Below are 26267 nucleotides of genomic sequence, written 5' to 3'. Positions count from 1 at the left end.
GGCGCATCCGGCTGCGGGAAATGCTGTAGCAGAACAAAAAAAAGGCCACCCCCTGCCTGAGGAGTGGCCTAAAAAAACCGCGCTGTTCGCTACCGCGCAGTAATCACAGACAATTTGGTAATGCCCGCCTTCTCGATCGAGGCCATGGCCTTGGCTACCTTGCCGTAGTCCACACCGTCATCGGCCTGCAATTGCACCCGCACTTCCGGATCTTTGGCCTTGGCCGCTTCCAGGTTGGTCTGCAGCAGGTCCGGCTGAATTTCATCCTTGTTGATGAACAGCTTGCCGCCGCCGTCGATACTGACCACCAGCGGGTCTTTCTGCTCGACCGGGGCCACGGCCTCGGTCTTGGGCAGGTTGATCGGAATGGAGTTGGTGAGCAGCGGCGCGGTGACGATGAACACCACCAGCAGCACCAGCATCACGTCCACCAGCGGGGTAACGTTGATCTCGCTCAGTACTTCATCGCTGTCCTGGGTAGAGAAGGCCATATCAGGACGCCTCCTTCACTTTCTGACCACCAGCGCCCTGGGCGGTCTTGGTCAGGGCCGGGTGCAGCAGCACGCGGAAAGAGCTCTTCTGGGCCAGGCTGTAGAAGTCGTGGGCAAAGTCGTCGAGATCGGCGACGGTCAGCTTCAGGCGGCGCAGGAAGTAGTTGTAGACCAGCACCGCCGGCACGGCGACGGCGATACCCACGCCAGTGGCGACCAGGGCAGAACCGATAGGCCCGGCCACGGTTTCAAGGCTGGCCGAACCTGCGGCGCTGATGCCCTTGAGCGCGGACATGATGCCCCACACGGTACCGAACAGCCCAATGAACGGCGAGGTGGAACCGATACTGGCCAGCACCGCCAGGCCCGTTTCCAGGGAGCGGCGTTCACGCACGATCTGCTGGCGCAGGGCACGTTCCAGGCGGTCCTGGTGGTTGATGGCCTGGCTCAGGTCCGCGGCGTGGCCGGGTTCGCCTACCTGAATGGCGGCATAGCCTGCCTGGGCAACGCGGGCGGCGGCGCCAGGCTGGGTCACGGTCAGTTCGGCCGCCGAGTCGAGGCTCGATGCCGCCCAGAATTGCTTGTGGAATTTGCGGTCCTGGTTCTTCAGGCGGCCGAATTGCGTGCCCTTGAGCAGGAACAGGCCCCAGGTGGCGACGGAGAAGACGATCAGCAGCCAGATCACCGCGCCTTCGATGGATTCAAACGGGGAAGCCAAGTTACTCATGATGTGTATTCCTTCTCTAACTAGCGCGGATTAGCGGATCTTGAAGTCGATGGGAACGCTCACCCAGCCGTCCTGGGCGACGTCGCCCTGTTTGGCCGGTACAAAACTCCAGCGCTTGACGGCTGCCAGGGCGGCGTCATCGAGCTGTTCACGACCACTGCTCTTCTGAATCTGGATTTCACCCGGTTTGCCACTGGCCAGCACGTGCACACGCAACAGCACGGTGCCTTCCCAGTTGCGACGCATGGCCAGGGCCGGGTATTCCGGCGCCGGGTTATGCAGGTAACCGGCGTTGGCCGAGGCCGGGGTCACCGGGGCCGGCGCCGGCGGCGCGGGTGGGGCCGGTGGTGTTGGTGCGGCCACGGGTTGCGGTGGCGCTGGTTGCTCGACTGGTTTCGGCACGGGCTTGGGTACCGGCTTGGCCACCTGCTTGGGCTTGGGTTTGGGCTTGGGCGGCGGCTTGGTTGCCAGCTCGTCCTCCACCGGCGGCGGTGGCTCTACCACGGGCTGCGCCACGGGCGGTGGCGGAGGTGGCGGCGGCGCAACTACCGGGGGTGAGGGTTGGGAAAACTCGATGGTCATTGGCGGGACCTCGGGCGGCTTGACCGGCAATGCAGCCAGCGGTTTCTGGCTCAGCCAGTAAATCACCGCGCCATGCAGCACCAGCGCAAACACGCCCAGCAGAATCCCTTCACGCCGGCTCAGTACACCCTTGGGGGTCGTGTGCAGACGCGACTGAACCAGCGGCGCACGGTGCGCGCGGCCCAGGTCGACCAACTCGCCACCGGGCGCCGGGCGTACAAACGCCTGGGGTGCACTGGCTGCGGTCTGGACATTGCCCATTGTTGTACTCCTGCGGTCTTCAGCGATAAGGCGAGGAACGCCTCGCGAGACGAATGATCGACGCGAGAGGCTTAGTTCTTAAAGTAATCTTTGAAGTTATACATAGACCTAAAGGGAATATATAAAACCATTCCCAACCGCCAGCCCGCGTGCTGCAAGGCCTGTAGCAGAGCGGCTGGCGACCCATGCCTTGGGCGCATTTGAAATATTCGGAAAAGGCATGGATTTCAGCGGCTGGCGCTGGCGTTTTTCAGCGTCGTCTCGGGCGCGGCCACAGCGGTTTCGCCATGAGGCGTACCTTCCGGCACCCAGTCATAGCTCACCGGCAGCGCGCGATACACCCAATTGCTCACAGCCTCGCTGCCTGGCGCCTTGCCCTGATAAGGGCTGACGTATTCCCATACGATCTCGCCCTTGTCGGTGACCTGGAAGAAACGCCCGTTCATGCCCTCGTCGATCAGCGTGTTGCCGTTTGGAAGCCGCCGGGCACTGCTGATGAAGGAGCTGTAGAAGTCCCAGGAAGGCTGCTTGGAACTGGCCGCGCTGTACTGCCACACCACCTGCTGCTTGATAGGGTCGATCTCCAGCACCCGCGAGCCAGGGGTGAGCCCAAGGGGCGCCGACGGGTAGCCCGCAGTGCCCTGGTTGTCGAACACCAGCAGGTTGCCGGCACCCGGAAGCCCGGCCGGGATGATGTGGGCATCATGCTGGCCGACGAACTGGTCCACGGGGCGCGGCAACTGCTGCGCGGTCTTGGGGTTCAGGTTCGGCAGGTTCGGGCCCAGGTGCCACACCACCTTGCCGCTGGCCTTGTCGATGATGGCGATGAAGTTGGAGTTGCGTGAATCCAGCAGCAGATTGTCCGGGGCGAAACGCTTGTCGCCGCCATCGAACCACTTGTTCGGCCCCACCACGCTGAGGTTATTGATGTGCAGGTAGTCAGGATTATCGGTGGCGCGCACCAGCTTCAATTGCGCGGGGGTAAAGCCGAACTCGGTCAGGTGGTCACTGGCCAGCCACTGCCATTTCACCTGGCCCTGGGGGTCGACCTCGTAGACCACGTCATCGATCAACTCGGGCACCTTAAAGCCCGCCACCTTGTGCACCTTGTTGGCCAGTACCAGGGTGTTGCCGTTGCTCAGGCGGCGCTGGTCGTGGTGCTGTTGCGCGGCGCCGCCAGGGGCCTTGTCGCCCCACTGCCACAGCACCTTGCCGCTCCAGTCCAGCTCACCGACGCTCTGGTTGGCCAGGCCATTGCCCGCCGCGCCCAGCGGCCCGGGTGCCTTGTCGGAAAGTTGCAGCAGTACATGGCCGCGCTCGCCACCCACCAGTTTCGGGTCGATGATGGCCGAGGGAAAACCGTTGTACGGCCAGTTCTTGACCTCATTGCCGTCCATGTCGATGAGGTGCGTCTGCTTGTCGGCGCCTGCGAAGATCACGTATTGGTTGTAGGCCTTGGCCGGGTCGTAGCGGGTCACGCCGGTGGGGTACACGCTGGGCGCGGCGTGAGCGGTGCAGGCCAGCACGGCGCTGGCCAGCAGGGTTGCCTTGAATGCTTTCATGGTTACGCTCCTTATTGTTGTCAGAAGTCATAGCGGGCGGTCACGCCCAGGGTGCGCGGGTCGCCGAGCACGCCGCTGTAGCCACCGTTACCTTCGGCCCAAAGGGTGGTGTAGTAGGTCTTGTCGAAGGCGTTCTTCAGCCACAGCGAGACATCCCACTGGCCTTGGCCGAGGTTGCCGCGAAAGCCGGTGCTGAGGTTGACCAGGCTATAGCCGGGAATCTGCGCGTAATCCGAATCTTCCAGGGTGCCCACGGCGTGGGAGCGGTAGGAGTAGCTGCCGGTGACGTACTCTTCCAGGCCGTTATCCCAGTTCCACTTGTATTCGCCGTTGGTGTTGAACACGTATTTCGACGCGCCCGCCACCTGATGGCCGGACAGGCTGCACGAAGCAGGCGCGCCGGTCTGCTCGCTGACTTCCGGCGGGCATGGGGCATCCTTGTAGGACATGTAACGGACGTCGTTGTACGAACCGTTGAAGTTCAGGGTCAGGCCCTTGACCGGGATAACCGTGCCGTCCAGTTCAAGGCCACGGGAGCGGACAGTGCCGGCGTTGGTCAGGTACGACACTCGGTTGGTGGAGTCGTAGGCGTTGGCCTGGTAACCGTTGACCGTGGTCCAGAACAGGTTGGCGTTGAGTAACAGACGGCGATCCCACAACGTGCTCTTGACCCCCAGCTCGGCATCGTTGGCGCGCTCGGAGCCAATCAGCAGCGAGTCGGCGCCGGCCGTGGGCGCACTGCCCACCGCCAGGTTCACACCCCCCGATTTCTCGCCGTGGGACAAGGTTGCATAGCCCATCAGGTCGTCGGTGAAGTGGTAGCTGAGGTTGACCATGCCTGATGGGCTGGCGCTGTAGAGGCTCAGGTCGCCGGAATCGTAGGCACCGACGCGCCCGTTGCGTGCCGCCAGCGCAGCACCGGTAACTGCGGCGCCGCCTACCGGGGCATCGCGCTCGACAGTGGCGCTTTTCTCCTCGTAGGTGCCGCGAATACCGGCGGTCAAATCCAGCTTGGGCGTGAGGTGCCAGGTGCCCTGAGCAAATAGTGCGAAGCTGTCGGTGTCGATGTGACCGCGGCCAATGCTGGTCACGTTGGCCAGCGCGCCGGTGGCCGTACCGTTCCAGATATCAGCCTGCGGGCCGTAATACGAGAACGACTTGTTGTCAGTCTTGGAGCCGAAATAGTAGGCACCCAGCACATAGTCGAACGGGCCGCCGGTGGGCGATGCCAGGCGAAATTCCTGGGACCATTGCTTGTCTTCCACCGACACGCCAGCGTTGTACGAGGCCGGGACGTTCAGGCCGTCATCGTTGCGCGGGGTGAAGTTCCAGAAGCGATACGAGCTGATGGATGTCAGGGTGAAATCGCTCGGCAGCTTCCAGTTGGCTTCCACCGAGCCGCCGCCCTGGTGCACGGTCACGTGCTGGTCGCTGTCCAGGTTCACCTTGCGCGAGCGCGGGTTGACCAGGGTAGCCCCGGCCGCCGCGGCGCGGGTCTCGTAGAGGTTGACGCCATTGACCGTCGGCCCGGTGCTGAATAGCGTGCGGGTACCCGAGCTGGAGTCTTCCTCGTTGTAGTCGACGATGGCGCGCAGGCTGAAGTCTTCGTTGGGCTTGAACAGCAATTGCCCACGCAGGCCGTCGCGCTCGCCACCGCCCAGCTTGTGGCCGTTTTCCTCGTTGGTGATGGTGCCGCCGCTGTCGCTGCGGTACACCGAGAGGCGCCCGGCCAGTTCGTCGGTGATGGGGCCGGAAATAGTGCCCTTGGTCTGCACGTAGCCGTGCTGGCCCACCGAGCTTTCGATGGTGCGCTCAGGGGTGAAGCTCGGCGCGCGGGTGGTGATGTTGATCACCCCCGCCGTGGTGTTCTTGCCGAACAGCGTGCCCTGCGGGCCGCGCAGCACAGCCAACTGGTCAATGTCCATAAGGTCGAACACGGCCATCCCCGGGCGCCCGAGGTAGACGTTGTCGATGTAAAGGCCGACGCTGCCTTCCAGGCCGTCACTGGCCGGGTTGTTGCCAAGGCCGCGGATCGACACGCTGGACTGGCGCGCATGCATGAAGGCCACGTTGACGCTGGGCACCAGCTGCTGCAAGTCCTGGATGCGGTACACATGTTGGCTTTCCAGGGTGCTGCCATCCACGGTGCTGATCGGCGTGGGCACGTCCTGGGCGCTTTCTTCGCGGCGCCGAGCGGTCACCGTTACCGTCTTCAGGTGGGCGCCGTCATCCTGGGCGGCAGGCGCCGCCACACTGGCCGCCGCCACCTCGTCAGCCGCGTGGGCCAGGGAAAAACTGGCGCTGCCAGCCAGCAGCAATGCCAACGGCAGGCGCTTGAGCCTGGCCGAGGTGGGAACGGACAACGGTGACGGGCTACTCATGATACGGCTCCTGGGTGAAGGAATCGGGAAGCGGTCAACGACTCCGCATATTCCTTTCTGTTATTTGCATATGTTTTTCTAGAGATTTACTGCATAAGTGATTGCCTTTATAAGGAGTGCACCGGATGCATAGCAAATGCATTTGCCCGATACTTTTAATGTGAAAAATGCATATAGACCTGCGCCAACTTCGCCACTTGATCGCGCTCGCCGAGCACCGCAGCTTCGTGGCCGCCGCCGTGGCCGTGAACCTTTCGCAATCGGCCTTTAGCCGTAGCATCCAGGCCCTGGAGCACAGTGTCGGCTGCCAGCTGGTGGACCGCGGGCGCAAAGATCTGCCGCCCACCAAGCAGGGGCAGGTCGTGCTCGAACACGCCCGCCGGCTGGTCAGCGGAGCGCGGCAACTGAGCAACGAGATCAGCCAGTTCAATGGCCTGGAGGCGGGCGAGCTGCGCTTCGGCTGTGGCCCGGCGCCCGCCGCGGGCCTGGTACCAGCTGCCGTGGGCAGCTTCATCGGGCGATATCCCAAGGCGCGGGTGCAATTCCACATCGACGACTGGCACAGCCTGAGCAAGCGCCTGCTGAGCGAGGAATTCGAATTTTTCGTTGCCGACACCCGCCAGTTCGAAGCCGACCCCGATTACCGGACCCACCGGCTGCGCCCGCGTCGCTGGCATTTTTGCTGCCGCGCGGGTCATCCGCTGGCCCAGCAGGAAACGGTGACTGCCGAACAACTGCTCAGCTACCCGATGGCCGCCACCGTGCGCCCTCCCAACCTGCGCAAAGTGTTGGCCGACCTCAGTGGCCGGCCGGACTTCACCCCGAACGTGGAATGCGAGAGCAGTTTTGCCCTGCTGAACGTGGTGTTGCGCTCGGACGCCGTGGGCATCAGCGGCACCTACCGCGACGGCGGCCATGGCGCCCGGGGTGAACTGGTGCGCCTGCGGGTCGAGGGGTTGGATGAGCAGCGCGAAGAGCTCTACACCCGCTACGGCATCGTCAGCCGCGCGGGGTATCGGTTGTCGCCGTTGGCCGAGGCAATGATCGAAGAAATCAAGCGGGTAGATGACGAAGATGAGCCTGCGGCGGGCTACGAGATTCACAACCTGGCGGTATGACCTCGGCGCTGAGGGCGCGCAGCGCCATGCACTGCATGCATACAAAGTATTCATTGAATGCGCTTGCCGAATACCCCTGCCTGAACGCGAAATAGTCCTCATTTTCCAGTGACTTGCGCAATCAGGAAGGCCCATGAGAAAACGCTTCAGACCCTTGCTTGGCCTAGTACTGGCCGCCCTGCTCGGCCAGACCCACGCAGCGGACCCGGTGACCATTCGCATTGGCTCGCCTGACCAGGGCGCCGGCACCACGCCGTTCATTGCCGGGCCGGTGGGCATGGCGCATATCCAGCAGCAGCTGGAAAAGGAATTCGCTGCCGACGGCGTGAAGGTCGAGTGGCACTTCTTCAAAGGCGCCGGCCCGGCCGTCAACGAAGCGCTCGCCAACCAGCAACTGGACTTCGCCTGGCTCGGCGACCTGGCCGCGATCATCGGCCGCTCCAGTGGCCTGCCCACCCGCCTGCTGCTGGGCGCCAGGGGCAACAACATGTATTTGGCCACGGCCCCTAACGCGGACATCCACAGCCTGGCCGACCTCAAGGGCAAGCGCGTGGCAGTCTACCGTGGCACCGCTGACCAGCTGTCGTTCGGCCGTGCGCTGCAAAGCCAGGGCTTGAAGGAACATGACCTGCAGATCATCAGCCTGGACTGGAGCGCGGCCCGCGCCGCCCTGGCCAGCGGGCAGATCGACGCCACCTGGTCAGGCATGGGCATTCTCGCCCTGGGCCCGAAAGGCATCCAGTTCCCCTTGAGCACCAAGCAACTGCCACCCCTGGCGACCACCCAGGCGGGACTGGTCGCCACCCAGGCGTTCATCGACCAGCACCCCGACCTGACCCAGCGCCTGGTCACCGTGCTGGTCAAGAACGCCGCGTGGTTGACCGACACCCGGAACCAGCCAGCCTATAACCAGCAGATGGCCGAACAGAGCGCCATCCCCGCCACGCTGTTCGAGCAGGAAGCCAAGGGCGACAACCTGGCCTTCCGCGAATCGCCACGCATCGACCCGTTCCTGCGTGCCAGCCTGCAGGACAGCGTTGAACAGGCCAAGGCCCTTGGCCTGGTACGCCGTACCTTCGATACCGCCGACTGGGTGGAACCCCGCTTCGTCGACGCCGCCATCGAACAGCTGAAAATCGGCAGCCTGTGGCCCGCCTTCGACGCCAACGGCAAAGCCCTCTGACCCCAGGTATATCCATGACCGCCATCAAGAACGTGCTGTATATCATGTGCGACCAGCTGCGCCGCGACTACCTGTCGTGCTACGGCCACCCGCACTTGCATACCCCTAACATCGACCGCCTGGCCGCGGCTGGCGTGCGCTTCACCCGTGCCTATACCCAAGGCACCATCTGCGGGCCGTCGCGCATGTCGGCCTACACCGGCCGTTACGTCAGCAGCCACCAGGTGGCATGGAATGGCGTGCCGCTGCCGCTGGATGAATTCACCCTCGGCGATTACCTGCGCCCCGCGGGTATCCGTACCGCGCTGGTGGGCAAGACCCACGCCACGCCCAACACCGACGCGCAGCAGCGCCTGGCCATGACACCGGGCAGCAGCGAGGCCGAGCAGTTGAATGAGGTAGGTTTCGAGGCCTATTTCCGCCATGACGGTCTGTTCCCCGACGACCCGATCTTCGACAGCAAACGTGAAGGCTCGCCCTACACCCACCACCTGCGTGGCCTGGGCTTCGAAGGCCGCAACCCGTGGCACGACTGGGCCAACGCCGCCGAAGGCGACAACGGCGAAATCCTCAGCGGCTGGAAGATGCGCAACGCGCACCTGCCGGCGCGCATTCCCGAGCAGCACTCGGAAACCGTCTATACCACCGACCGCGCCATCGACTTCATCGGTGAACAGGGTGAGCAACCCTGGTGCCTGCATCTCTCGTACATCAAACCTCACTGGCCCTACATAGCACCGGCGCCCTACCACGCGCTGTACAGCAAAGACCAGGTACTGCCCGCCGTGCGCCCAGCGCCGGGAGCCGAAAACGATCACCCGGTGTACAACGCCTTCCGCCAGCACGAGGAGAGCCTGAATTTCTCCCGCGAAGAAGTGCGCCTGAACGTGATCCCTACCTACATGGGCCTGATCAAGCAGGTAGATGATCAATTGGGGCGCCTGTTCGACTTCATGCAAAGCAACGGCCGCTGGGACGACACCCTGATCGTGTTCACCAGTGACCATGGTGATTACCTGGGCGACCACTTCCTGGGCGAAAAGGAGTTCTTGCTGGAACCGGCGGTAGGGGTGCCATTGATCGTGCGCGACCCCCGCCCCCAGGCCGACGTGACCCGTGGCACGGTGGACGAACACCTGGCCGAAACCATCGATGCCCTGCCCACCTTCCTCGACGCGCTGGGGCTACCCGCTGCCGACCACCGCCTGGAAGGGCGTTCGCTGATCCCGCTGTTGCATGGCCAGCAACCGGCCTGGCGTGATTTCGCCGTGGCCGAGTATGACTATGCGTTCCAGGCCCCCGCCCGCGAGCGCCTGGGCCAGGCGATCGACCGCTGCCGCATGTACATGGTGCGCAGCGAACGCTTCAAGTACCTGGCTTACGACGGTTACCGGCCGCAGTTGTTCGACCTGCAGGAAGACCCCCAGGAGCTGCACGACCTGGGCACCGATCCGGCGTTCGCCGCAGTCCGCGAGCAACACCAGGGCTATCTGTTCGATTGGCTGCGCGGGTTGAAACGCCGTACCACCATCAGCAACCAGGAGATCGACCTGCGCGGCAAGCGCTTCCGCTATGGCGAGCCGGAAACCGAAAAACTGGTGCCGATCGGCGTCTGGTGACAGACGCCGTACCGCCCTTCTACAGGCCGCGGGTGGTCACGCTGCGTTGCCCGGCGACACCCACCGGCACTTCGCCCTGCAAGGTCACCCGGCGCACGATGCGCTCCTGGGTGCCATAGTCGTCCACTGCATAGTGCTGGGTAGCGCGGTTGTCCCAGATGGCCACGTCACCGGCCGCCCAGCGCCAGCGCACGGTGTTTTCCAGGCGTACCACGTGGCTTTGCAGCACCGCGAACAGGTGTGCCGAATCGCTGGCCGAATAGCCTTTAATGCGCTTGACGAAATGGCCGAGCAGCAGGGTTTTCTCGCCGCTGATGGGGTGCACGCGCACCACAGGGTGCTCTGTCTCGAACACCGTGGAGGTAAATACCTTGCGGTACTGCTCAATTTTTTCGGCCGATACGTCCGGCTTGGCCGTGGCGTAATCGTATTCGTTGCTATGCACTGCCCAGAGCTTGTCCGCCAACTCCTGCAGGGGGGCTGGCAGCTCGTTGTAGGCGGCCGCGGTGTTGGCCCATACGGTGTCGCCACCTGAAGCAGGGGCGATGACAGAGCGCAGGATGGACGCCTTCGGATAAGCGTCCACGAAGGTCACATCGGTGTGCCACGAGTTGGCCCGCTGGCCATCAGCGCCGCTGAGCTGCATCAGGTAACGGGTGCCGTCACGTACCGGCACGGTGGGATGGGCGATTGGCTCGCCGAGCAGGTGGGCAAAGGCTTCCTGGCTCTGGTCATCCAGGTGCGTCTGACCACGGAAGAAGATCACCTTGTACTGCACCAGCGCAGCCTGAATGGCGGCCACGGTGGCAGCGTCCAGGTCGGCGCCCAGGGTGATGCCGCGGATTTCGGCACCGATGCGACCGGCCACCGGGTGGATATCCAGCGCCACGGCGGTGGCGTTTGCAGCGAGAGTGGCATTGCTCATGGTCAGCTCCTCATCTTTCTATGTATAGAAGAATTGGTTCTAGATAAATCACCAACGCTTCGTTGACGGAATAAGAGCTTCCATTTAAAACCTTCACCCACCCGCTGTACCAATACCTTCGCCCTATTTTTCAGATGCCGGGAATGCATATGGACCTGCGCCAACTGCGGTACTTCATCGCGCTCAACGAACACCGCAGTTTTGTCCGTGCCGCCGACGCCATGGGCATCACCCAGCCAGCCTTCAGCCGCAGCATCCAAGGCCTGGAGCAAGAGTTCGGCTGCGTGCTGGTGGACCGCGCCAACAAGGACCTGCGGCCTACGCCCGAAGGCATGGTGGTGCTGCAACATGCGCTGAGCCTGGTGCAGGGGGCGGCGCTGCTGGCCAGCGAAGTCACGCAGATGACCAAGCTCGATGCCGGCGAGCTGCGCTTCGGCTGCGGCCCGGCGCCGGCAGTGCGATTGGTGCCCGAGGCAGTGTCGAGCTTCGTGCGCGCACACCCCAAGGTGCGTACGTACTTCGAGGTGAACAACTGGGAGAAACTTAGCCGTGCGTTGAGCCGCGAGGAGATCGAGTTCTTCATCGCCGACATCCGCCACTTCGAGGCCGACCCCAATTTTCAGACGCAGGAGCTGACCCCCAAGCGTGGGGTATTCTTCTGTAGGCCGGGGCACCCCTTGCTGGCCAAGGAAAGCCTGTCGACCAACGACCTGTTCGACTACCCCTTGGCCGCGGCGCTGATCCCGCCGGGCGTGCGCAAGCTACTCGCCAACCTGAGCGGCAAGACCGATTTCAGCCCGCATATCCAGACTGAGCACGTGCCAGCGCTGGTCAAGATCGTGCTGGACTCCGATGCCATCGGCCTGACCACCGAAGAGAGCTTCGAAGAGAACGGCAAGGACCTGCAATTGGGCCGGCTGCACTGGCGCAACCTGCCCCAGAACCTGGAAAGCCTCAGTGCCCGCTGCGGCATTGTCAGCCGCATGGGGTATCGGCTGTCACCGGCAGCGCGGGCGATGATCGACACCATCGTCGAGATCGATGCCCAGCCTGCCGCCAAGGCGGGCTGACGCTACGCCCCCGGTGTGCCGCGCCCGACGGCCCCGTTGAAACCCGTTAACCTGGCCGCGTCACGAACGCCGCACAGCACCAGACACCCCGCGTGCGGCAGGCCTCAGTTAGCGGGCCACCCAATCAGCCACCTTGAACGGTTTGCGAATCAGGCGCTCCTGGGCTGCCAGGTCCACGGAGGATTGCAACTTGCCCAGGAACTGCGGATCCAGCGTCGCCGGGAACACTTCGCTGAGTTTGTCGGCCTGCAGGTCCTGGGCCACCAGCGCTGGCGGGTAGCTGGCCTGCTTGGAAACCAACTGCACATAGGCATCCTTGTTGCCGTCCTGGGTCAGCCATTGCACCGCGCTATCCTGGGCCTTGATCAGCCGCGCGACGATGTCGGGGTGGGCGTCGACGAATGCGCCATTGCCCACCAGCACACTCTGGATGCTACCCGCGCCGCCCAGGTCGCGGGTATTGAGGGGTATATCCGCCAACCCGCGCTGTTGCAGCACGATGGCATTGAGCAAGCCCCAGGTGGCATCGATCTGCTTGGCCGCCAGGGCCGACTGGGCCGCGCTGTAGTCCAGGTTGACGATCTTCAAGTCCTTTTCACTCAGGCCTTGGCTGGCGAGCGCGGCGTCGAACGACAATTGGCTGGCAGTACCGCGGAACAGCCCCACGCGCTTGCCCTTGAGGTCTTGCAGGGTCTTGATGCCCGAGCCCGGTTGCACGGCCAGGTATTGCTTGATGCCCCGGCCAGTAGCGCTCAGCAGGCGGGTATCCAGGCCATTGGACTTGCCGATGATGGCAGCCAGGTCCCCCAGGTAGGCGAGGTCGACCTGGCCATTGGCGAACGCCTCGTTGATGACCGGGCCGGCCCCTTTGAAGAATTGCCATTGGATATGGATGCCATCGGCGGCGAAGGCTTTCTCGAACGCCTGCTGCTGGCGCAACACATCGACTACCCCGCCGCCGCTGTGTTCGGTGCCCGCGCTGAGGTCGGGCACGGCAATGCGAATTTCCTTGACCGCATCGGCATGCGCGGCCAATGGCAGGCACGCCAGCAACACGGGTAAAGCAACGAGTCGGGCGAGGTGGGTAAGGCTTTTCTTCATGGCGGAGGCTCTTGGCTGGGTCACGGGTGGCGCTCAGTCAGACATACCTCAGGCACTTTGATTAAATACTATAAATTCACATTTTAGTTACTTTAAGGAATAAGCAGCCAGAGCGGGGCTTGCGCCACGGCCATGCAGGGCGCGCATCGAAAATATTCCTCGAATGCATTGGATGCCAGGCGCCCGGCAGCCTTAAATGGCACCTCTTATCCCTTTATTGAATCACTTCTATTTTTGATAGATCCAATAAGAATATACAAATAGCCTCACGCAGTAGCCGACAACGGAGGTCTGACATGGCCCGTGATTCTCTCCTCAGCCTGCCCCTGGCCAAGCCCGCGGCCGCCAAGCGGCGTGCCGGGCCCTCGCCTTGGCAACGGCTGCAAGCCTTCTACCTGCCCGCGGCGCTCTTCGCGCTATGGTGGCTGGCCAGCCGCAACCATTGGATGAGCGAACAGATTCTGCCCGCACCCTCGCTGGTCTGGCAAAGCACCCTGGAGCTAGCCACCGGCGACCTGCCGGGCAACCTGTGGATAAGCCTGCAACGGCTGTTCTGGGGCCTGCTGGCGGGCATCGGCAGTGGTGCGGTACTGGGCGCCTGGCTGGGCTTCAGCCGGCGCGCCGAACGCCTGGTATTGCCGACCTTCACCGCGCTGGCGCAGGTTCCGACGTTGGCGTGGATCCCGCTGTTCATGGTGTTTTTCGGCATCGGCGAACTGCTCAAGCTGGTGGTGCTGATCAAGGCGATCGTCGTACCCGTCACACTGCACACCCTGGTCGGTGTCAGGGACGCCCAGCCCAAGCTGCGTGAGGCCGCTGCCGTGCTGCGGCTGCCGCCACACCTGCTGGTGCGCCGCCTGGTACTGCCGGCGGCCTTGCCGTCGTTCATGGCCGGCGTACGCCTGGCCCTGGGGGCGGGCTGGTCTTCGCTGCTGGCGGTGGAACTGCTGGCCTCCAGCGAAGGCATCGGTTACCTGATGGTGTGGGCGCGGCAGTTGTTCATGCTCGACATCGTATTCGTGTGCGTGGTGGTGATAGGCATCATCGGCGTGGCCATGGACAAGGGCATCGCCCTGGCCGACAGCAAGCTGGTGCACTGGCCCCACGCAGCCACCGCTGCCCTGCCTCGCAGCCGCCGCGCCCGAGGCCTGGACCGCCTGACACCCTGGCTGTTGCCCCTGGCGCTGCTGGTGCTGTGGCAGCTCGCCAGCCAGCTGCAGTGGGTGGATGCCAATATCCTCGCTTCGCCCCTGGGCGTGCTGCGCACCACCTGGGCTGGGTTGCTCGACGGCTCGTTGCTGACCGCCATGGGCCTGAGCCTGGGCCGCACCGTCGGCGGCCTGCTGCTGGGCGGTGGGCTGGGGTTTGGCCTGGGCCTGTTGCTGGGCCTGTGGAAGCCGGCTGACCGGGTGCTGGGCCCGAGCCTGGCGGCGCTGCGCCAGATTGCCATCTTTGCCTGGGTGCCACTGATCACCGCGTGGTTTGGCCTGGGGGAACCGGCCAAATGGGTATTCGTTGCGCTGGCGGCGTTTTTCCCGCTCTTCATCGCCACCCACCGCAGCGTCGCCAACCTGTCGCCGCAATTGGCCGAGGCAGCCCGGGTGCTGCGCCTGAACCTGTGGCAACGCCTGCGCCGCCTGGTCTTGCCGGGCGCCGCCCCAGGTATTTTCGCCGGTTTGCGCCTGAGCCTGATCTACGCCTGGTTGGGCACCATCGGCGCGGAGTATTTCATGCCGTCCAACGGCGGCATCGCCAGCCTGATGATCGGCGCGCAGCAGTTGATGCGCATGGACCTGATCATGAGCGGCATGCTCCTGGTCGGCCTTACCGGCGCTTTGCTCAACGCCCTCGGACAACGCATCGAAGCGCGCGCCACGCGCTGGAGACACGCATGAACGCACTGACCCACCCTATCGTCAGCTTCAATCACGTCGGCAAACTGTTCGAAGTGGACGGCGGCAGCCTGGAAGCCATTCGTGAATTCAACCTGCAGATCGCCGAGGGCGAGTTCGTCGCCATCGTCGGCTCCAGCGGTTGCGGCAAGTCGACCCTGCTGCGCCTGTTGATCGGCCTGGACACCGATTTTCGCGGCGAGATTCAAGTCGACGGCAAGGCCGTGACCGGCATCGGCAGCGAGCGTGGCATCGTCTTTCAGGAGCACCGCCTGTTCCCCTGGCTGACCGTGGAAGAAAACATCGGCCTGGGCCTGGTCAACGAGCCCCTGAGCAACGAGCAGCGCCAGCGCCGAGTGCATGACTTCATCGACCTGGTAGGCCTGAAGGATTTCACCCGCGCCTACCCGCACCAGCTCTCCGGCGGCATGGCCCAGCGGGTGGCCATCGCGCGCGGCCTGGTGGCGAGCCCGCGGATCCTGCTGCTGGACGAACCCTTTGGCGCCCTCGACGCCCTTACCCGGCAGCAGATGCAGGACGAGCTGCTGGCCATTCGCGAACGGGCGCACATCACCACGGTGCTGGTGACCCACGACGTGGAAGAAGCCATCTTCCTGGCCGACCGCGTGGTGGTCATGGAACCCCGGCCGGGGCGCATCAAGCGCGTGGTGGACATCGACTTGCCGCACCCGCGCCAGCGCAGCAGTTTCGACTTCCACCAACTGCGCGAAGAACTGCTGCATGAATTGACCAGCGACGGGCACTACGTCGCCCCCCAGCCCGAGCAGATCCGCGATCTGCACCCGGCCTTTATCGCCTGCTGAGCAGAGGTACCTGCCTGATGCCCCAACGTCCCAATTTTCTCGTGATCCTGGCCGACGACCTCGGCTTTTCCGACATCGGCGCCTTTGGCAGCGAAATCGCCACACCCCACCTGGACAAACTGGCCCTGGCCGGGCTGCGCCTGACCGACTTTCACACTGCACCCACGTGTTCGCCCACCCGCTCGATGCTGCTCACCGGCACCGACCACCACATCGCCGGCATCGGCACCATGGCCGAGGCGCTGACACCCGAGCTGATCGGCAAGCCAGGCTACGAGGGCTACCTCAACGACCGTGTGGTAGCCCTGCCGGAACTGCTGCGTGAAGCGGGCTACCAGACGCTGATGAGCGGCAAGTGGCACTTGGGCCTGACGGCCGAGCTGGCGCCCCACGCCCGCGGCTTCGAGCGTTCGTTCTCGCTGCTGCCCGGTGCCGCCAACCACTACGGCTTCGAGCCCACCTTCGATGACACCACCCCTGGCCTGCTCAAGGCCACGCCGGCGCTGTACATCGAAGACGACACCTTCGTCGACGAACTGCCCGCGGACTTCTATTCCTCCGACGCCTTCGGCGCCAAGCTGCTGCAGTACCTGAAGGAACGTGACCAGAGCCGCCCCTTCTTCGCCTACCTGCCCTTCTCGGCGCCGCACTGGCCGCTGCAGGCCCCGGCCGACCTGGTGGCCAAGTACAAGGGCCGCTACGATGCCGGGCCCCACGCCCTGCGCCAGGAACGCCTGGTCCGGCTGCGGGAGCTGGGCCTGATCGACGAGAACACCGAGGCGCACCCGTTGCTGGAATTGAACGCCGAGTGGGACAAGCTCGATGACAGCCAGCGCCGGGCCTCGGCCCGGGCCATGGAGGTGTACGCCGCCATGGTCGAACGCATGGACTGGAACATCGGGCGGGTGGTGGAGTACCTGCGCCAGCAGGGCCAGCTGGACAATACCTTCATTCTGTTTCTGTCCGACAACGGCGCCGAAGGTGCGCTGCTGGAAGCGTTCCCCACCTTTGGCCCGGAGCTGATGAGCTACCTGGACACCCACTACGACAACAGCCTGGACAATATCGGCCGGGCCAACTCCTACGTCTGGTATGGGCCAGGCTGGGCTCAGGCAGCCACCGCACCATCGCGGCTGTTCAAGGCTTTCACCACCGAAGGCGGCATCCGTGTGCCGGCGCTCATCCATTACCCGGCACTGGCCCGCCAGGGGCAGATAGGCCATGGCTTCGGCACGGTGATGGACGTGACCCCGACCATTCTCGACCTGGCGGGCGTGCGCCATCCGGGCAAGCGCTGGCGCGGCCGTGAGGTGGCGCCGGTACGTGGCCGCTCCTGGCTGGGGTATTTGTCCGGCGAAACCGCCACGGTGCATGACGACAAGACCGTGACCGGGTGGGAGCTGTTCGGCCAGCGGGCCATTCGCCAGGGGAATTGGAAGGCGGTCTGGATTCCAGGGCCCGTGGGGCCTGCTACCTGGCAGCTCTACGACCTGAGCCAAGACCGTGGCGAGATCCACGACCTGGCGGCCAGCCACCCGGACAAACTGGCGGCGTTGATCGGGGAATGGCAGAAATATGTCGAAGAGACCGGGGTGGTGCTGAGCCAGTCCCCGTTCCAACCTGACTGAGAGCCTCGCCCGCCCCCTGTGGGACCGGGCGAAGCTCGGGAAATGCGCACCACGGTGTATCAGGCCGCAGAACTGGCGCCCACGGGAGCCTCTGCGGGCTGCCGGGTGAAGCGATTCGCCCGGCCAAAGGTCCCGAAATCATTGAACCGCACGCCCATCTCAGCCATCACCCGGTGCGCAACCGGCGCGGTCATCTGGCGAATGTAGAAGGGCTCCTTCACCACAAAATGGTGAATGCCATGGGTGCTGCCGAAGTTGAAGCAGAACGCCTGCAATGGCCACAGCCACCAGGCATTGAGCACCTGGGTCTGTTGCATCACATTGCCCAGCTCTACATCACCGTAGTAATGCATGTTCGAGCTGACAAAATGCAGGCAGAAAGTGCGCAACACGTTCGGCCCGACGATCACCACCACCGCAATGTCCACCCAGTGCATGACCGCCAGGGTGCTGACCGACCACTCGATGGGCGCGCCCAGCAGCCAAGCCACCCCGTTGGCGGCGTGAAAGCCCAGAAACACATACCAGGCACTCCAGTTCATCAGCGCCAGCGGCGCGTAGACCCGCAGGGTACGCTTGAGGATGCTCCACTTGTGCGTCCAGGTCTTGGCCCGCAGCATGCGGATCAGTGACGACATCACGTTATCGCCCACCATCAGCAGCCGGACCAGCCCCCATGGCTCGCCGTTGGTGATGGCACGCTCTTCCATGTCGGTCTCTGTGCCCGACACTTTGTGGTGGTTGAGGTGCAGATGGCGGCGGATCCAAGGGTTGATGGTGCTGGGCCGCGCCAGCCAGACCAGCGCCAGCATCACGTTGTGCGGCACCCGTTGCTTGCGAAAATACATGCTGTGAATCAGGTCATGTTCCAGCTCGTGGGTCAGCGAAGCGAAGAAGGCGTTGAGCAACAGGCACGCCCACCAGGCCATGTAACCGGCGAGATAGAGCGCCGCGCTGCCGACCATGGCAGCCAGCGCAAAGGCCAGGATACTGGCGCCGATGGCATCCTGATGCTTGAGTATGGGGTACTGGCGACGCAATTCGTCACCCTTGGCCATCACCACCTGGCGAATATGCGCACTGCGTTGTTGTGCATTCAGTCTGTCGGGGCTTGCACAAGTGCGGTCCATGCTTCCATCCTCTTGTTATTGATGGGCACACTGTGCAGCAGCTAAAGCAAAAGGACGCTAGCCGTGGACGCCAACCTGTTGACCTCAGGCGCCATTGACCATGCCTGAACCGACCTCGCTTGCCAGCTGGACCCGCGCCTTGCGCAAGCAACTGGACGCACTGGGCCTCGACAGCGCCGCGCTGTGCGAGAAGGCGGGGCTCGACCTGCATACCATGGACGACCCCAAGGCCCGGTACCCATTGTCGGCCACCACCCAGCTATGGCGCCTGGCGGTGGAAGCCAGCGGCGACCCGGCCATCGGCCTGCGTGTGTCGCGCTACGTCAGCCCCACTACCTTCCACGCCCTGGGCTATGCGCTGGTGGCCAGCGAAAACCTGCGCGAAGTGTTCGAACGCATCGTGCGCTACCACCAGGTGGTCAGCGACGCCGTGGTGCCGCACCTGAGCCGCGAGGATGGCCGTTATGTGTTCTGCCTTGACGTGCCGAAGGACAGCCCGCCACCCGCGCCGGAAGCCATGGACGCCTTCGCGGCCATCTACGTGCGCACCTGCCGTAACCGCCTGGGCCGTGATTATGCGCCCCTGGGCGTATGGCTGACCCGGCCCGCCCCCGTGGACCCGACGCCCTGGCACACCGTGTTCCGCGCCCCCATCCATTTCGCCGCCGCGCAGAACCGCCTGGAATTCGCCTGCGGCGACTTTGAATGCCACCTGGATGACGCCAACCCCGAGCTGGCCGAACACAACGAAGCGGTACTCAACCGAACCCTGGAGCTGCTGCACCCGCTCACCTGGGAGCGCCGGGTGCGCAACGCCATAGAACTGCACCTGCCCAAGGGCGTGCCCTCGGCCGACCAGATCGCCGAATCCATGCACCTGAGCCTGCGCAGCCTGCAGCGCCATCTGGCCGATGAAGGCTGCCGCTATGACGCCTTGCTGGACCAAAGCCGGCAGAACCTGGCGCTGGCGTACCTGCGCGAAGCCGAGCTGGCCCTGAGCGAAATCGGTTACCGCCTGGGCTTCGCCGACGCCAGCAGTTTCAACCGCGCTTTCAAGCGCTGGACCGGGCTATCGCCGGGCCAGTTTCGCGATCGCATGGTCTAGCCCTTCCACCACTGAGGACACAACAATGAAAAACCTCGTCGACCACCTGAGCCAATACGCGGCCTACCACCGCGACCCACGCAACATCGCCAGCCATTTCATCGGCATCCCGCTGATCGTGGTGGCGGTCACCGTGCTGCTGTCGCGGCCGGGGGCGGATTTTCTGGGGCTGTGGATAAGCCCGGCGCTGTTCGTGGCGCTGGCGTCGGCGTGGTTTTACCTGCGGCTGGACCGAGCGCTGGGCGCGGTCATGAGCGTGCTGCTGGCGCTGTGCCTGTGGCTTGGGGCGGTGCTGGCGGTGCAAGCCACAGCGGTGTGGCTGGGCGCGGGAGCGGGGTTGTTCGTGGTGGGCTGGGCTATCCAGTTTGTCGGCCACTACTGGGAGGGGCGCAAGCCGGCATTCGTGGATGATGTGATGGGGCTGATCGTGGGGCCGTTGTTCGTGGTGGCGGAGCTGGCGTTTCTGCTGGGCATGCGCCGGGGGCTGAACCGCGACATCGAAGCTCGCTTGCAACCCCTGTAGGCCCGGGTGAAGCTCGGACCTACAGGGGGTGCGGTCAAAGGTTCGGGGCCTTTTGCCAGACCTTGGGTTTGAAGAACAGGGTTTCCCCCTTCGCCAGGCCCGACAGGCTGTCATGGTCCTTGACCACCTCGGCTTCGATCAGGTCGTTCTGCCCTTCCACTTTCAAGGTGACCCGCGTGGTGGCACCCAACGGGCGGATGTCGCGGACCTCAGCCGGGTGGTGGCCTTCCACTTCCGAGCGCGACAGCGACACTTCGTGCGGGCGGAACAGCACGTGGTTGTCTTCGCCCAGGTGCAGGCGGTTGGAGTCGCCCAGGAAGTGGTAGACGAAATCACTGGCGGGGTTCTCGTACACTTCGCCCGGTGAACCGATCTGCTCTATCACGCCCTTGTTCATCACCACGATGCGGTCGGCCACCTCCATGGCTTCTTCCTGATCGTGGGTCACGAAAACCGAGGTCAGGTTGATGTCCTCGTGCAGGCGGGCCAGCCAACGGCGCAGCTCCTTGCGCACCTTGGCATCCAGAGCGCCAAAGGGTTCGTCCAGCAGCAGCACCTTGGGCTCAACCGCCAGGGCCCGCGCCAGGGCGATCCGCTGGCGCTGGCCGCCGGACAGTTGCTCGGGGTAGCGGTCGGCCAGCCAGTCCAGTTGCACCATGTTCAGCAGCTCATGGACCTTCTCGGCGATGCGGCTTTCATTCGGGCGCTCGGCCTTGGGCTTCATGCGCAGGCCGAACGCCACGTTGTCGAACACCGTCATGTGGCGGAACAGGGCGTAGTGCTGGAACACGAAACCGACGTTGCGATCCCGCACGTCAGTGCCCGAGACGTCTTCGCCATGGAACACGATGCTGCCCTGGTCCGGGGTTTCCAGGCCAGCGATGATGCGCAGCAGGGTGGTCTTGCCGCAACCGGAGGGGCCCAGCAGGGCTACCAACTCGCCACTCTGGATGTCCAGATTGATGGAGTTCAGCGCCTGGAAGGCGTTGAAGCGCTTGCTGACATTACGAACTTCGATCGACATGAATTATTCCTCCGCAGCGCTATGGCGCAGGCGGTTAATACGGTTCTCGCTCCACTGCTTGAGCAGCAGGATGAAGAGCGCCATGACCAGCAACAGGCTCGCTACCGCGAAGGCCGCGACGTGGTTGTACTCGTTGTAGAGGATCTCGACGTGCAGCGGCAGGGTGTTGGTGACACCACGAATGTGCCCGGACACCACCGACACGGCGCCGAACTCGCCCATGGCACGCGCGGTACACAGCACCACGCCGTAGATCAGGCCCCATTTGATGTTGGGCACGGTGACGTGCCAGAACATCTGCCAGCCGTTGGCGCCCAGCAAGCGGGCAGCCTCCTCTTCCTGGGTGCCTTGTTCCTGCATCAGCGGGATCAGCTCCCGGGCCACGAACGGCACGGTGACGAAGATGGTTGCCAGCACGATACCCGGCAACGCAAAGACGATCTGGATGTCATGGTCGGCCAGCCACGGGCCGAACAGGCCCTGGGCACCGAACATCAGCACGTAGACCAGGCCGGCGATGACCGGCGACACCGAGAACGGCAGGTCGATCAGGGTCACCAGCACGCTCTTGCCGCGGAACGAGTATTTGCTCACGCACCACGCGGCGCTGACGCCGAACACCACGTTGAGCGGCACCGAGATCACCACCGCGATCACCGTGAGCTTCAGGGCCGACAGGGCATCGGGCTCCAGGATCGCGGTGAAGAACGCCCCCAGGCCATTGCTCAGGCCCTGGGACACGACGATGAACAGCGGCAGCAGCAGGAACAGAAAGAAGATCAGCCAGCCCAGGCCGATCAGCACCCGGCGCGACAGGGCGCTGCCCCGGCGGGCGGCATTGGCGCTGGACGCGGTGAGCGTTGTGGATGCAGACATGTTCAGCGCCTCCTTCAAGGGGTTTCGATGCGCCGCTGCAGCAAGTTGATCAGCAGCAACAGAATGAAGGAAACCACCAGCATCATCACGCCGATGGCGGTGGCGCCGGTGTAGTCGTACTGGTCGAGCTTGACCATGATCAGCAGCGGCAGTATCTCGGTCTTCATCGGCATGTTGCCGGCAATGAAAATCACCGAGCCGTACTCACCCACGCCACGGGCGAACGCCAGGGCGAAGCCGGTTAGCCAGGCGGGCAGCAAGGCAGGCGCCAGGATGTAGCGAAACACCTGCAGCGGCTTGGCCCCCAGGCACGCGGCAGCTTCTTCCACTTCGCGCGGAATGTCGGCCAGTACCGGCTGCACCGTGCGCACCACGAACGGCAGGGTGACGAACGTCAGCGCCAGGGTGATGCCCAGTGGGGTGTAGGCGATCTTGAAACCCAGGCTCTCGGCGAACTGCCCGACCAGGCCATTGGGGGTATACAGCGCGGTCAAGGCGATACCGGCCACTGCCGTGGGCAAGGCGAACGGCAGGTCGATCATGGCATCGATGATCTTGCGCCCAGGGAAGGTATAGCGCACCAGCACCCAGGCCAGCAGGGTGCCGATGATACCGTTGATCACGGCGGCACATAGCGCGGTACCGAAGCTGAGCTTCAGCGCGGCCAGGGTGCGGGGGGAACTGATGATGGCCCAGAACTGTTCGAACGTCAGCTGGGCAGCGTGGACAAACATGACGGCCAGCGGGATGAGCACAATCAGGCTGAGGTACACGACGGTGTAGCCCAGCGTCAGCCCGAAGCCGGGTATGACGGGGGAGATACGACGCGACATATGAGTCCTTGGTTTGGAAGCACCTACAAGCTGCAAGCGGCAAGCTTCAAGCCAGAAGCCGACCTCTTGCAGCTAACCACTTGCAGCTTGCAGCTGCTTTTACTGTGCCTGGTAGATTTGGTCGAAGACGCCGCCATCGTTGAAGAATTTAGGCTGCGCGGTTTTCCAGCCGCCGAAGTCCTTGTCGATGGTCGCCAGGCTCTTCACTTCCTGGAACTGCTTGGCGTATTGCGCCGCTACGTCCTTGTCCCGTGGACGGTAGAAGTTCTTGGCGGCGATTTCCTGGCCTTCCTTGCTGTACAGGTGCTTGAGGTAGGCCTCGGCGATTTCCGCGTTGCCTTTCTTCTCGGCGTTCTTCTCGACCACGGCCACTGGCGGTTCAGCCAGAATAGACACCGATGGCACGACGATGTCGAACTTGTCCTTGCCGCCGTCTTCCTTCAGCGCCAGGTAGGCTTCGTTTTCCCAGGCCAGCAGCACGTCACCCTGGCCGTTGTTGACGAAGGTAATGGTCGAGCCGCGGGCCCCGGTGTCCAGTACCGGCACGTGCTTGAACAAGGTCTGGATGTACTGCTTGGCCTTGGCCTCGTCACCACCGTTGGCTTTCAGGCCGTAGGCCCAGGCGGCCAGGAAGTTCCAGCGCGCGCCGCCCGAGGTTTTCGGGTTCGGGGTAATGACCGACACGCCGTCCTTGATCAGGTCGTTCCAGTCGTGGATGCCCTTGGGGTTGCCCTTGCGCACCAGGAACACGATGGTCGAGGTGTAGGGGGTGCTGGCGTCCGGCAGCTTGGTCTGCCAGTTTTCCGGCAAGGTCTTGCCCAGCTTGGCGATTTCATCGATGTCGCCGGCCAGGGCCAGGGTCACCACGTCGGCACGCAGGCCGTCGATGACTGCACGGCCTTGCTTGCCCGAGCCGCCATGGGACTGCTTGATGTCGACCTTGTCGTCGGGGTGGGACTTCTTCCAGAAGTTCACGAACTCGGCGTTGTAATCCTGATACAGCTCGCGCGTCGGGTCGTAGGAAACGTTAAGCAGCTCGTAGTCCTTGGCGACCGCAGAGCCTGCGAACAGCGCGCTGGCGAGCGCCGCCAGAGCGTAATGACGGATAGACATGGTGAAGCTCCTGGATGACTTTGTAGTTTTTCTGTTGGCTTTTCTTATGGCTGGCGCGTTGGCTCAGCTGGGCTTGTTGCCCGGGTTCTGCAGGCGAAACTTTTCCTTGCGCTCGATCTGCACCACTTGGGCGTTGTGCACGGTGATTTCCACCGCGCCAAAGCGCAGGTCACGTAGCGCGCTCTGGATTTCGCGCAGAATGGTTGCTTCGTCCTGCCCGTCGACGCTACGCAGAGATGCGCTCATGATCATGCTCCTTGGATGTGAGAGGTGTCTTGAGCGCCATAGTAGATAGGCCGGGTTATACTTAAAAATACTATTTAAGAATGCCCATATAACCAGAAGAATACTCAGCCCAGGCTCACACCGTTTTTCCAGGAGCCCGTTACTACCGGGGCTGTGGCCAGGTCAGCTCGGCAGCAGGCATGGGGCGACCGAACCAGTAGCCCTGGCCCAATTCACACTGGTGGCTCATCAGGAACTGCGCCTGTTCAGGCTGTTCGATGCCCTCGGCATGAACCTGCATGCCCATGCTGCGGGCCAGGGCGATAATGACCCGAACGATGGCAGCATCGTCTTCATCCAGAGGCAGGCCAGCCACGAAGCCCTGGTCGATCTTGAGCTTTTGCACCGGTAACCGCTTCAAGCGCAGCAACGAGGAGTAACCGGTACCGAAATCATCGATGGACAGGCGCAGGCCCAGTTCACGCAAGCGGTGCATCTGCTCCAACGCTGATTCGGGATCCTCCATCACCGCACTCTCGGTCACTTCCAGTTCCAGGCGCGCCGGGTTCAGGCCGGTGTCGGCAAGAATCCGCGCCACTTGCCGGTACAGGTCCTGGTGGCCGAACAGGCGGCTGGAGACGTTCACCGCGATGAAATCCAGCTGATGGCCCTCGGCCTGCCACGCACACATCTGCTGGCAAGCGCGGGTCATCACCCAGGCATCGATTTCGGCGATCAGGCCACTGCGTTCGGCCACCGGGATGAAATCGCCGGGCGGCACCAGTCCGCGTTCGGGATGCATCCAGCGCACCAGTGCTTCCACCCCGACCAACTCACGGCTGGCCAGGTCGTGTACCGGCTGGTAATAAACCCGCAGTTCTTCCTGGGCCAGGGCCCTGCGCAACTCGGCGGTCATTTCCACTCGTTGCTGGGCGTGGGCGGTGAGCTCTTCGGTGTACAGAGCATAACCACCGCGGCCGTTGCCCTTGGCCTTGAACAGCGCGGAGTCGGCATTGCGCAGCAGCTGTTCAGCACCGATGGCATCGCTTGGAAATACGCTGATGCCAATGCTGGCACTGATGAACAGGGTGTGGCCGTCTACCAGGAAGGGTTGCTTGAGGGTGTCGATGATCGCCTGGGCCAGCGTCGCCGCGTCCGCCACCTGGGGCGTGTCCTCCAGCAGCACGGCAAATTCGTCGCCCCCCATGCGCGCCAGGGTCATGCCGCTTTTCATCAGGCTTTGCAGGCGGGTCACCACCGCCTTGATCAGCTGGTCGCCCACCGCATGGCCGAGGCTGTCATTGATGCTCTGGAAATGATCCAGGTCCAGCAGCAACAGGGCACAGCCGCGCTTGTTGGCCTGCGCCGCAGCCAGGGCCTGCTCGGCGCGGTCGTGGAAGAGCAGGCGGTTGGGCAGCTCGGTGAGCGGGTCGTGCTGGATCAGGTGCGCTCGCTCACGCTCGGAGCGTTTGAGCGCGCTGATGTCCGAAAACACTGCCACATAGTGGCTGACGTGGCCGGCGTCGTTGTGAATGGCGCGGATCGTCTGCCACTGCGGGTAGATCTCGCCGCTTTTGCGCCGGTTCCAGATCTCGCCGCTCCAGCGCCCTTCGTGGTCGAGGGTATGGAAGATCTGCCGGTAGAACGCCACGTCATGGCGCCCCGACTTGAACTTGCTGGGGTTGTGGCCCAGGACTTCGTCCTCGTGGTAACCGGTGATGTCCATGAATGCACGGTTGACGTGCACGATGTTGCCCAGGCGGTTGGTCACCAGCACGCCTTCCAGGGTGCTATCGAACACGGCCGCCGCCATGCGCAGGCGCTCGCGCTCTATGCGCCCCTGGTCACCCAGGCCGAAACAGCGCAGCAGCCGGGCCCGGGCCAGGAAGATGAGTACCGCGGTCGCCAGCACCCACGCATAACCGTTGATCAGCTGCCAACGCAGCGCCTGAGCCGAATCATCGAAAAGGCTGCTCAATATTTGACCAACCGGCACCAGCCAGACCAGCGAAGCCAACAGGTAAAGCAAGGCGGCCCGCAAGGCGCCGCGAGAGGAACCAGGCATATGTTCGAA

Annotated in this window: 23 protein-coding genes; 9 read left to right on the top strand and 14 right to left on the bottom strand. The window is 63.7% G+C overall.

Features of this window, described 5'->3' with window-relative positions; genetic code table 11:
- Window positions 1-89 precede the first annotated feature (89 nt).
- From HWQ56_RS01075 to HWQ56_RS01055, 5 genes are all read right to left on the bottom strand, one after another.
- Window positions 90-491 (bottom strand): ExbD/TolR family protein, encoded by a 402-nt coding sequence (locus HWQ56_RS01075; RefSeq protein WP_158154119.1) that lies wholly within the window; start codon window positions 489-491, stop codon window positions 90-92.
- 1 nt (window position 492) lies between these two features.
- Window positions 493-1218: a MotA/TolQ/ExbB proton channel family protein gene (locus tag HWQ56_RS01070; protein WP_158154120.1), complete on the bottom strand. Its 726-nt coding sequence runs from the start codon at window positions 1216-1218 to the stop codon at window positions 493-495.
- A gap of 30 nt (window positions 1219-1248) precedes the next feature.
- Complete coding sequence (locus HWQ56_RS01065; RefSeq protein ID WP_158154121.1) at window positions 1249-2061, bottom strand: energy transducer TonB; 813 nt, start codon at window positions 2059-2061, stop codon at window positions 1249-1251.
- A 227-nt stretch (window positions 2062-2288) separates the two neighbouring features.
- A complete protein-coding gene (locus HWQ56_RS01060) occupies window positions 2289-3623 on the bottom strand; it encodes an aryl-sulfate sulfotransferase (RefSeq protein WP_158154122.1) in 1335 nt (444 codons plus the stop codon).
- Between the two features lie 20 nt (window positions 3624-3643).
- The gene (locus HWQ56_RS01055; protein ID WP_158154123.1) at window positions 3644-6004 is read right to left on the bottom strand and encodes a TonB-dependent receptor; all 2361 of its coding nucleotides are present in this window, start codon (window positions 6002-6004) and stop codon (window positions 3644-3646) included.
- 167 nt (window positions 6005-6171) lie between these two features.
- Here HWQ56_RS01055 and HWQ56_RS01050 point away from each other — a divergent pair, with 167 nt between their 5' ends.
- The 3 genes from HWQ56_RS01050 to HWQ56_RS01040 all read left to right on the top strand — a co-directional run bounded on the left by HWQ56_RS01050 (window position 6172) and on the right by HWQ56_RS01040 (window position 9924).
- Window positions 6172-7122, top strand: a complete 951-nt coding sequence (locus tag HWQ56_RS01050; RefSeq protein WP_158154124.1) for a LysR family transcriptional regulator — start codon at window positions 6172-6174, stop codon at window positions 7120-7122.
- A gap of 133 nt (window positions 7123-7255) precedes the next feature.
- The gene (locus HWQ56_RS01045; RefSeq protein WP_176569593.1) at window positions 7256-8305 is read left to right on the top strand and encodes an ABC transporter substrate-binding protein; all 1050 of its coding nucleotides are present in this window, start codon (window positions 7256-7258) and stop codon (window positions 8303-8305) included.
- A gap of 14 nt (window positions 8306-8319) precedes the next feature.
- Window positions 8320-9924: an alkaline phosphatase family protein gene (locus HWQ56_RS01040; protein ID WP_158154126.1), complete on the top strand. Its 1605-nt coding sequence runs from the start codon at window positions 8320-8322 to the stop codon at window positions 9922-9924.
- A gap of 19 nt (window positions 9925-9943) precedes the next feature.
- On the opposite strand, the gene HWQ56_RS01035 is transcribed toward HWQ56_RS01040, so the two are convergent.
- Entirely contained in the window at window positions 9944-10849 is a 906-nt protein-coding gene (locus tag HWQ56_RS01035) for a TauD/TfdA dioxygenase family protein (RefSeq protein ID WP_176569592.1), read from the bottom strand.
- Window positions 10850-10998: 149 nt separating this feature from the next.
- On the opposite strand from HWQ56_RS01035, the gene HWQ56_RS01030 reads away from it, so the two are divergent.
- Window positions 10999-11919: a LysR family transcriptional regulator gene (locus HWQ56_RS01030; RefSeq protein WP_158154128.1), complete on the top strand. Its 921-nt coding sequence runs from the start codon at window positions 10999-11001 to the stop codon at window positions 11917-11919.
- 108 nt (window positions 11920-12027) lie between these two features.
- On the opposite strand, the gene HWQ56_RS01025 is transcribed toward HWQ56_RS01030, so the two are convergent.
- Window positions 12028-13020: an ABC transporter substrate-binding protein gene (locus HWQ56_RS01025; RefSeq protein ID WP_176569591.1), complete on the bottom strand. Its 993-nt coding sequence runs from the start codon at window positions 13018-13020 to the stop codon at window positions 12028-12030.
- Between the two features lie 296 nt (window positions 13021-13316).
- Here HWQ56_RS01025 and HWQ56_RS01020 point away from each other — a divergent pair, with 296 nt between their 5' ends.
- Genes HWQ56_RS01020 through HWQ56_RS01010 form a run of 3 tightly spaced genes read left to right on the top strand, consistent with a single transcriptional unit; the run spans window position 13317 to window position 17364 of the window.
- Window positions 13317-14915 carry an ABC transporter permease gene (locus HWQ56_RS01020; RefSeq protein WP_176569590.1) on the top strand — a complete coding sequence of 533 codons (1599 nt, stop codon included), beginning with the start codon at window positions 13317-13319 and terminating at the stop codon, window positions 14913-14915.
- A 5-nt stretch (window positions 14916-14920) separates the two neighbouring features.
- Window positions 14921-15736 (top strand): ABC transporter ATP-binding protein, encoded by an 816-nt coding sequence (locus tag HWQ56_RS01015; protein WP_425331946.1) that lies wholly within the window; start codon window positions 14921-14923, stop codon window positions 15734-15736.
- A 17-nt stretch (window positions 15737-15753) separates the two neighbouring features.
- Complete coding sequence (locus HWQ56_RS01010) at window positions 15754-17364, top strand: arylsulfatase (protein WP_176569588.1); 1611 nt, start codon at window positions 15754-15756, stop codon at window positions 17362-17364.
- Window positions 17365-17423: 59 nt separating this feature from the next.
- Here the strand turns inward: HWQ56_RS01010 and HWQ56_RS01005 are convergent, their stop codons facing one another.
- Window positions 17424-18494: a fatty acid desaturase gene (locus HWQ56_RS01005; RefSeq protein ID WP_176569587.1), complete on the bottom strand. Its 1071-nt coding sequence runs from the start codon at window positions 18492-18494 to the stop codon at window positions 17424-17426.
- 100 nt (window positions 18495-18594) lie between these two features.
- Here HWQ56_RS01005 and HWQ56_RS01000 point away from each other — a divergent pair, with 100 nt between their 5' ends.
- Window positions 18595-19599 carry an AraC family transcriptional regulator gene (locus HWQ56_RS01000; RefSeq protein WP_158154134.1) on the top strand — a complete coding sequence of 335 codons (1005 nt, stop codon included), beginning with the start codon at window positions 18595-18597 and terminating at the stop codon, window positions 19597-19599.
- Window positions 19600-19624: 25 nt separating this feature from the next.
- Window positions 19625-20122, top strand: coding sequence for an Mpo1 family 2-hydroxy fatty acid dioxygenase (locus HWQ56_RS00995; protein WP_176569586.1), 498 nt, complete (start codon window positions 19625-19627; stop codon window positions 20120-20122).
- Between the two features lie 34 nt (window positions 20123-20156).
- Here the strand turns inward: HWQ56_RS00995 and HWQ56_RS00990 are convergent, their stop codons facing one another.
- The 6 genes from HWQ56_RS00990 to dibA all read right to left on the bottom strand — a co-directional run bounded on the left by HWQ56_RS00990 (window position 20157) and on the right by dibA (window position 26258).
- Window positions 20157-21146 (bottom strand): sulfate/molybdate ABC transporter ATP-binding protein, encoded by a 990-nt coding sequence (locus tag HWQ56_RS00990; RefSeq protein ID WP_176569585.1) that lies wholly within the window; start codon window positions 21144-21146, stop codon window positions 20157-20159.
- Between the two features lie 3 nt (window positions 21147-21149).
- Entirely contained in the window at window positions 21150-22022 is an 873-nt protein-coding gene (gene cysW / locus HWQ56_RS00985; RefSeq protein ID WP_158154137.1) for a sulfate ABC transporter permease subunit CysW, read from the bottom strand.
- A gap of 14 nt (window positions 22023-22036) precedes the next feature.
- Window positions 22037-22855 carry a sulfate ABC transporter permease subunit CysT gene (gene cysT / locus HWQ56_RS00980; protein WP_176569584.1) on the bottom strand — a complete coding sequence of 273 codons (819 nt, stop codon included), beginning with the start codon at window positions 22853-22855 and terminating at the stop codon, window positions 22037-22039.
- Window positions 22856-22954: 99 nt separating this feature from the next.
- Window positions 22955-23968 carry a sulfate ABC transporter substrate-binding protein gene (locus HWQ56_RS00975; protein WP_158154139.1) on the bottom strand — a complete coding sequence of 338 codons (1014 nt, stop codon included), beginning with the start codon at window positions 23966-23968 and terminating at the stop codon, window positions 22955-22957.
- Window positions 23969-24031: 63 nt separating this feature from the next.
- Entirely contained in the window at window positions 24032-24214 is a 183-nt protein-coding gene (gene oscA, locus HWQ56_RS00970) for a sulfur starvation response protein OscA (protein ID WP_007941032.1), read from the bottom strand.
- A gap of 142 nt (window positions 24215-24356) precedes the next feature.
- Window positions 24357-26258, bottom strand: a complete 1902-nt coding sequence (dibA, locus tag HWQ56_RS00965; RefSeq protein ID WP_176569583.1) for a phosphodiesterase DibA — start codon at window positions 26256-26258, stop codon at window positions 24357-24359.
- Window positions 26259-26267 lie beyond the last annotated feature (9 nt).

It is taken from the genome of Pseudomonas eucalypticola (genome assembly GCF_013374995.1).
Lineage (GTDB): Bacteria > Pseudomonadota > Gammaproteobacteria > Pseudomonadales > Pseudomonadaceae > Aquipseudomonas > Aquipseudomonas eucalypticola.
Note: the sequence above shows the minus strand (reverse complement) of the source record. Positions and strands in the feature narration are given on the sequence as shown.

Bases quoted from the DNA above. Each gene is read 5' to 3' on its own strand.
- HWQ56_RS01075 (WP_158154119.1), bottom strand. From the start codon at position 491: ATGGCCTTCTCTACCCAGGACAGCGATGAAGTACTGAGCGAGATCAAC.
- HWQ56_RS01070 (WP_158154120.1), bottom strand. From the start codon at position 1,218: ATGAGTAACTTGGCTTCCCCGTTTGAATCCATCGAAGGCGCGGTGATC.
- HWQ56_RS01065 (WP_158154121.1), bottom strand. From the start codon at position 2,061: ATGGGCAATGTCCAGACCGCAGCCAGTGCACCCCAGGCGTTTGTACGC.
- HWQ56_RS01060 (WP_158154122.1), bottom strand. From the start codon at position 3,623: ATGAAAGCATTCAAGGCAACCCTGCTGGCCAGCGCCGTGCTGGCCTGC.
- HWQ56_RS01055 (WP_158154123.1), bottom strand. From the start codon at position 6,004: ATGAGTAGCCCGTCACCGTTGTCCGTTCCCACCTCGGCCAGGCTCAAG.
- HWQ56_RS01050 (WP_158154124.1), top strand. From the start codon at position 6,172: ATGCATATAGACCTGCGCCAACTTCGCCACTTGATCGCGCTCGCCGAG.
- HWQ56_RS01045 (WP_176569593.1), top strand. From the start codon at position 7,256: ATGAGAAAACGCTTCAGACCCTTGCTTGGCCTAGTACTGGCCGCCCTG.
- HWQ56_RS01040 (WP_158154126.1), top strand. From the start codon at position 8,320: ATGACCGCCATCAAGAACGTGCTGTATATCATGTGCGACCAGCTGCGC.
- HWQ56_RS01035 (WP_176569592.1), bottom strand. From the start codon at position 10,849: ATGAGCAATGCCACTCTCGCTGCAAACGCCACCGCCGTGGCGCTGGAT.
- HWQ56_RS01030 (WP_158154128.1), top strand. From the start codon at position 10,999: ATGGACCTGCGCCAACTGCGGTACTTCATCGCGCTCAACGAACACCGC.
- HWQ56_RS01025 (WP_176569591.1), bottom strand. From the start codon at position 13,020: ATGAAGAAAAGCCTTACCCACCTCGCCCGACTCGTTGCTTTACCCGTG.
- HWQ56_RS01020 (WP_176569590.1), top strand. From the start codon at position 13,317: ATGGCCCGTGATTCTCTCCTCAGCCTGCCCCTGGCCAAGCCCGCGGCC.
- HWQ56_RS01010 (WP_176569588.1), top strand. From the start codon at position 15,754: ATGCCCCAACGTCCCAATTTTCTCGTGATCCTGGCCGACGACCTCGGC.
- HWQ56_RS01005 (WP_176569587.1), bottom strand. From the start codon at position 18,494: ATGGACCGCACTTGTGCAAGCCCCGACAGACTGAATGCACAACAACGC.
- HWQ56_RS01000 (WP_158154134.1), top strand. From the start codon at position 18,595: ATGCCTGAACCGACCTCGCTTGCCAGCTGGACCCGCGCCTTGCGCAAG.
- HWQ56_RS00995 (WP_176569586.1), top strand. From the start codon at position 19,625: ATGAAAAACCTCGTCGACCACCTGAGCCAATACGCGGCCTACCACCGC.
- HWQ56_RS00990 (WP_176569585.1), bottom strand. From the start codon at position 21,146: ATGTCGATCGAAGTTCGTAATGTCAGCAAGCGCTTCAACGCCTTCCAG.
- cysW (WP_158154137.1), bottom strand. From the start codon at position 22,022: ATGTCTGCATCCACAACGCTCACCGCGTCCAGCGCCAATGCCGCCCGC.
- cysT (WP_176569584.1), bottom strand. From the start codon at position 22,855: ATGTCGCGTCGTATCTCCCCCGTCATACCCGGCTTCGGGCTGACGCTG.
- HWQ56_RS00975 (WP_158154139.1), bottom strand. From the start codon at position 23,968: ATGTCTATCCGTCATTACGCTCTGGCGGCGCTCGCCAGCGCGCTGTTC.
- oscA (WP_007941032.1), bottom strand. From the start codon at position 24,214: ATGAGCGCATCTCTGCGTAGCGTCGACGGGCAGGACGAAGCAACCATT.
- dibA (WP_176569583.1), bottom strand. From the start codon at position 26,258: ATGCCTGGTTCCTCTCGCGGCGCCTTGCGGGCCGCCTTGCTTTACCTG.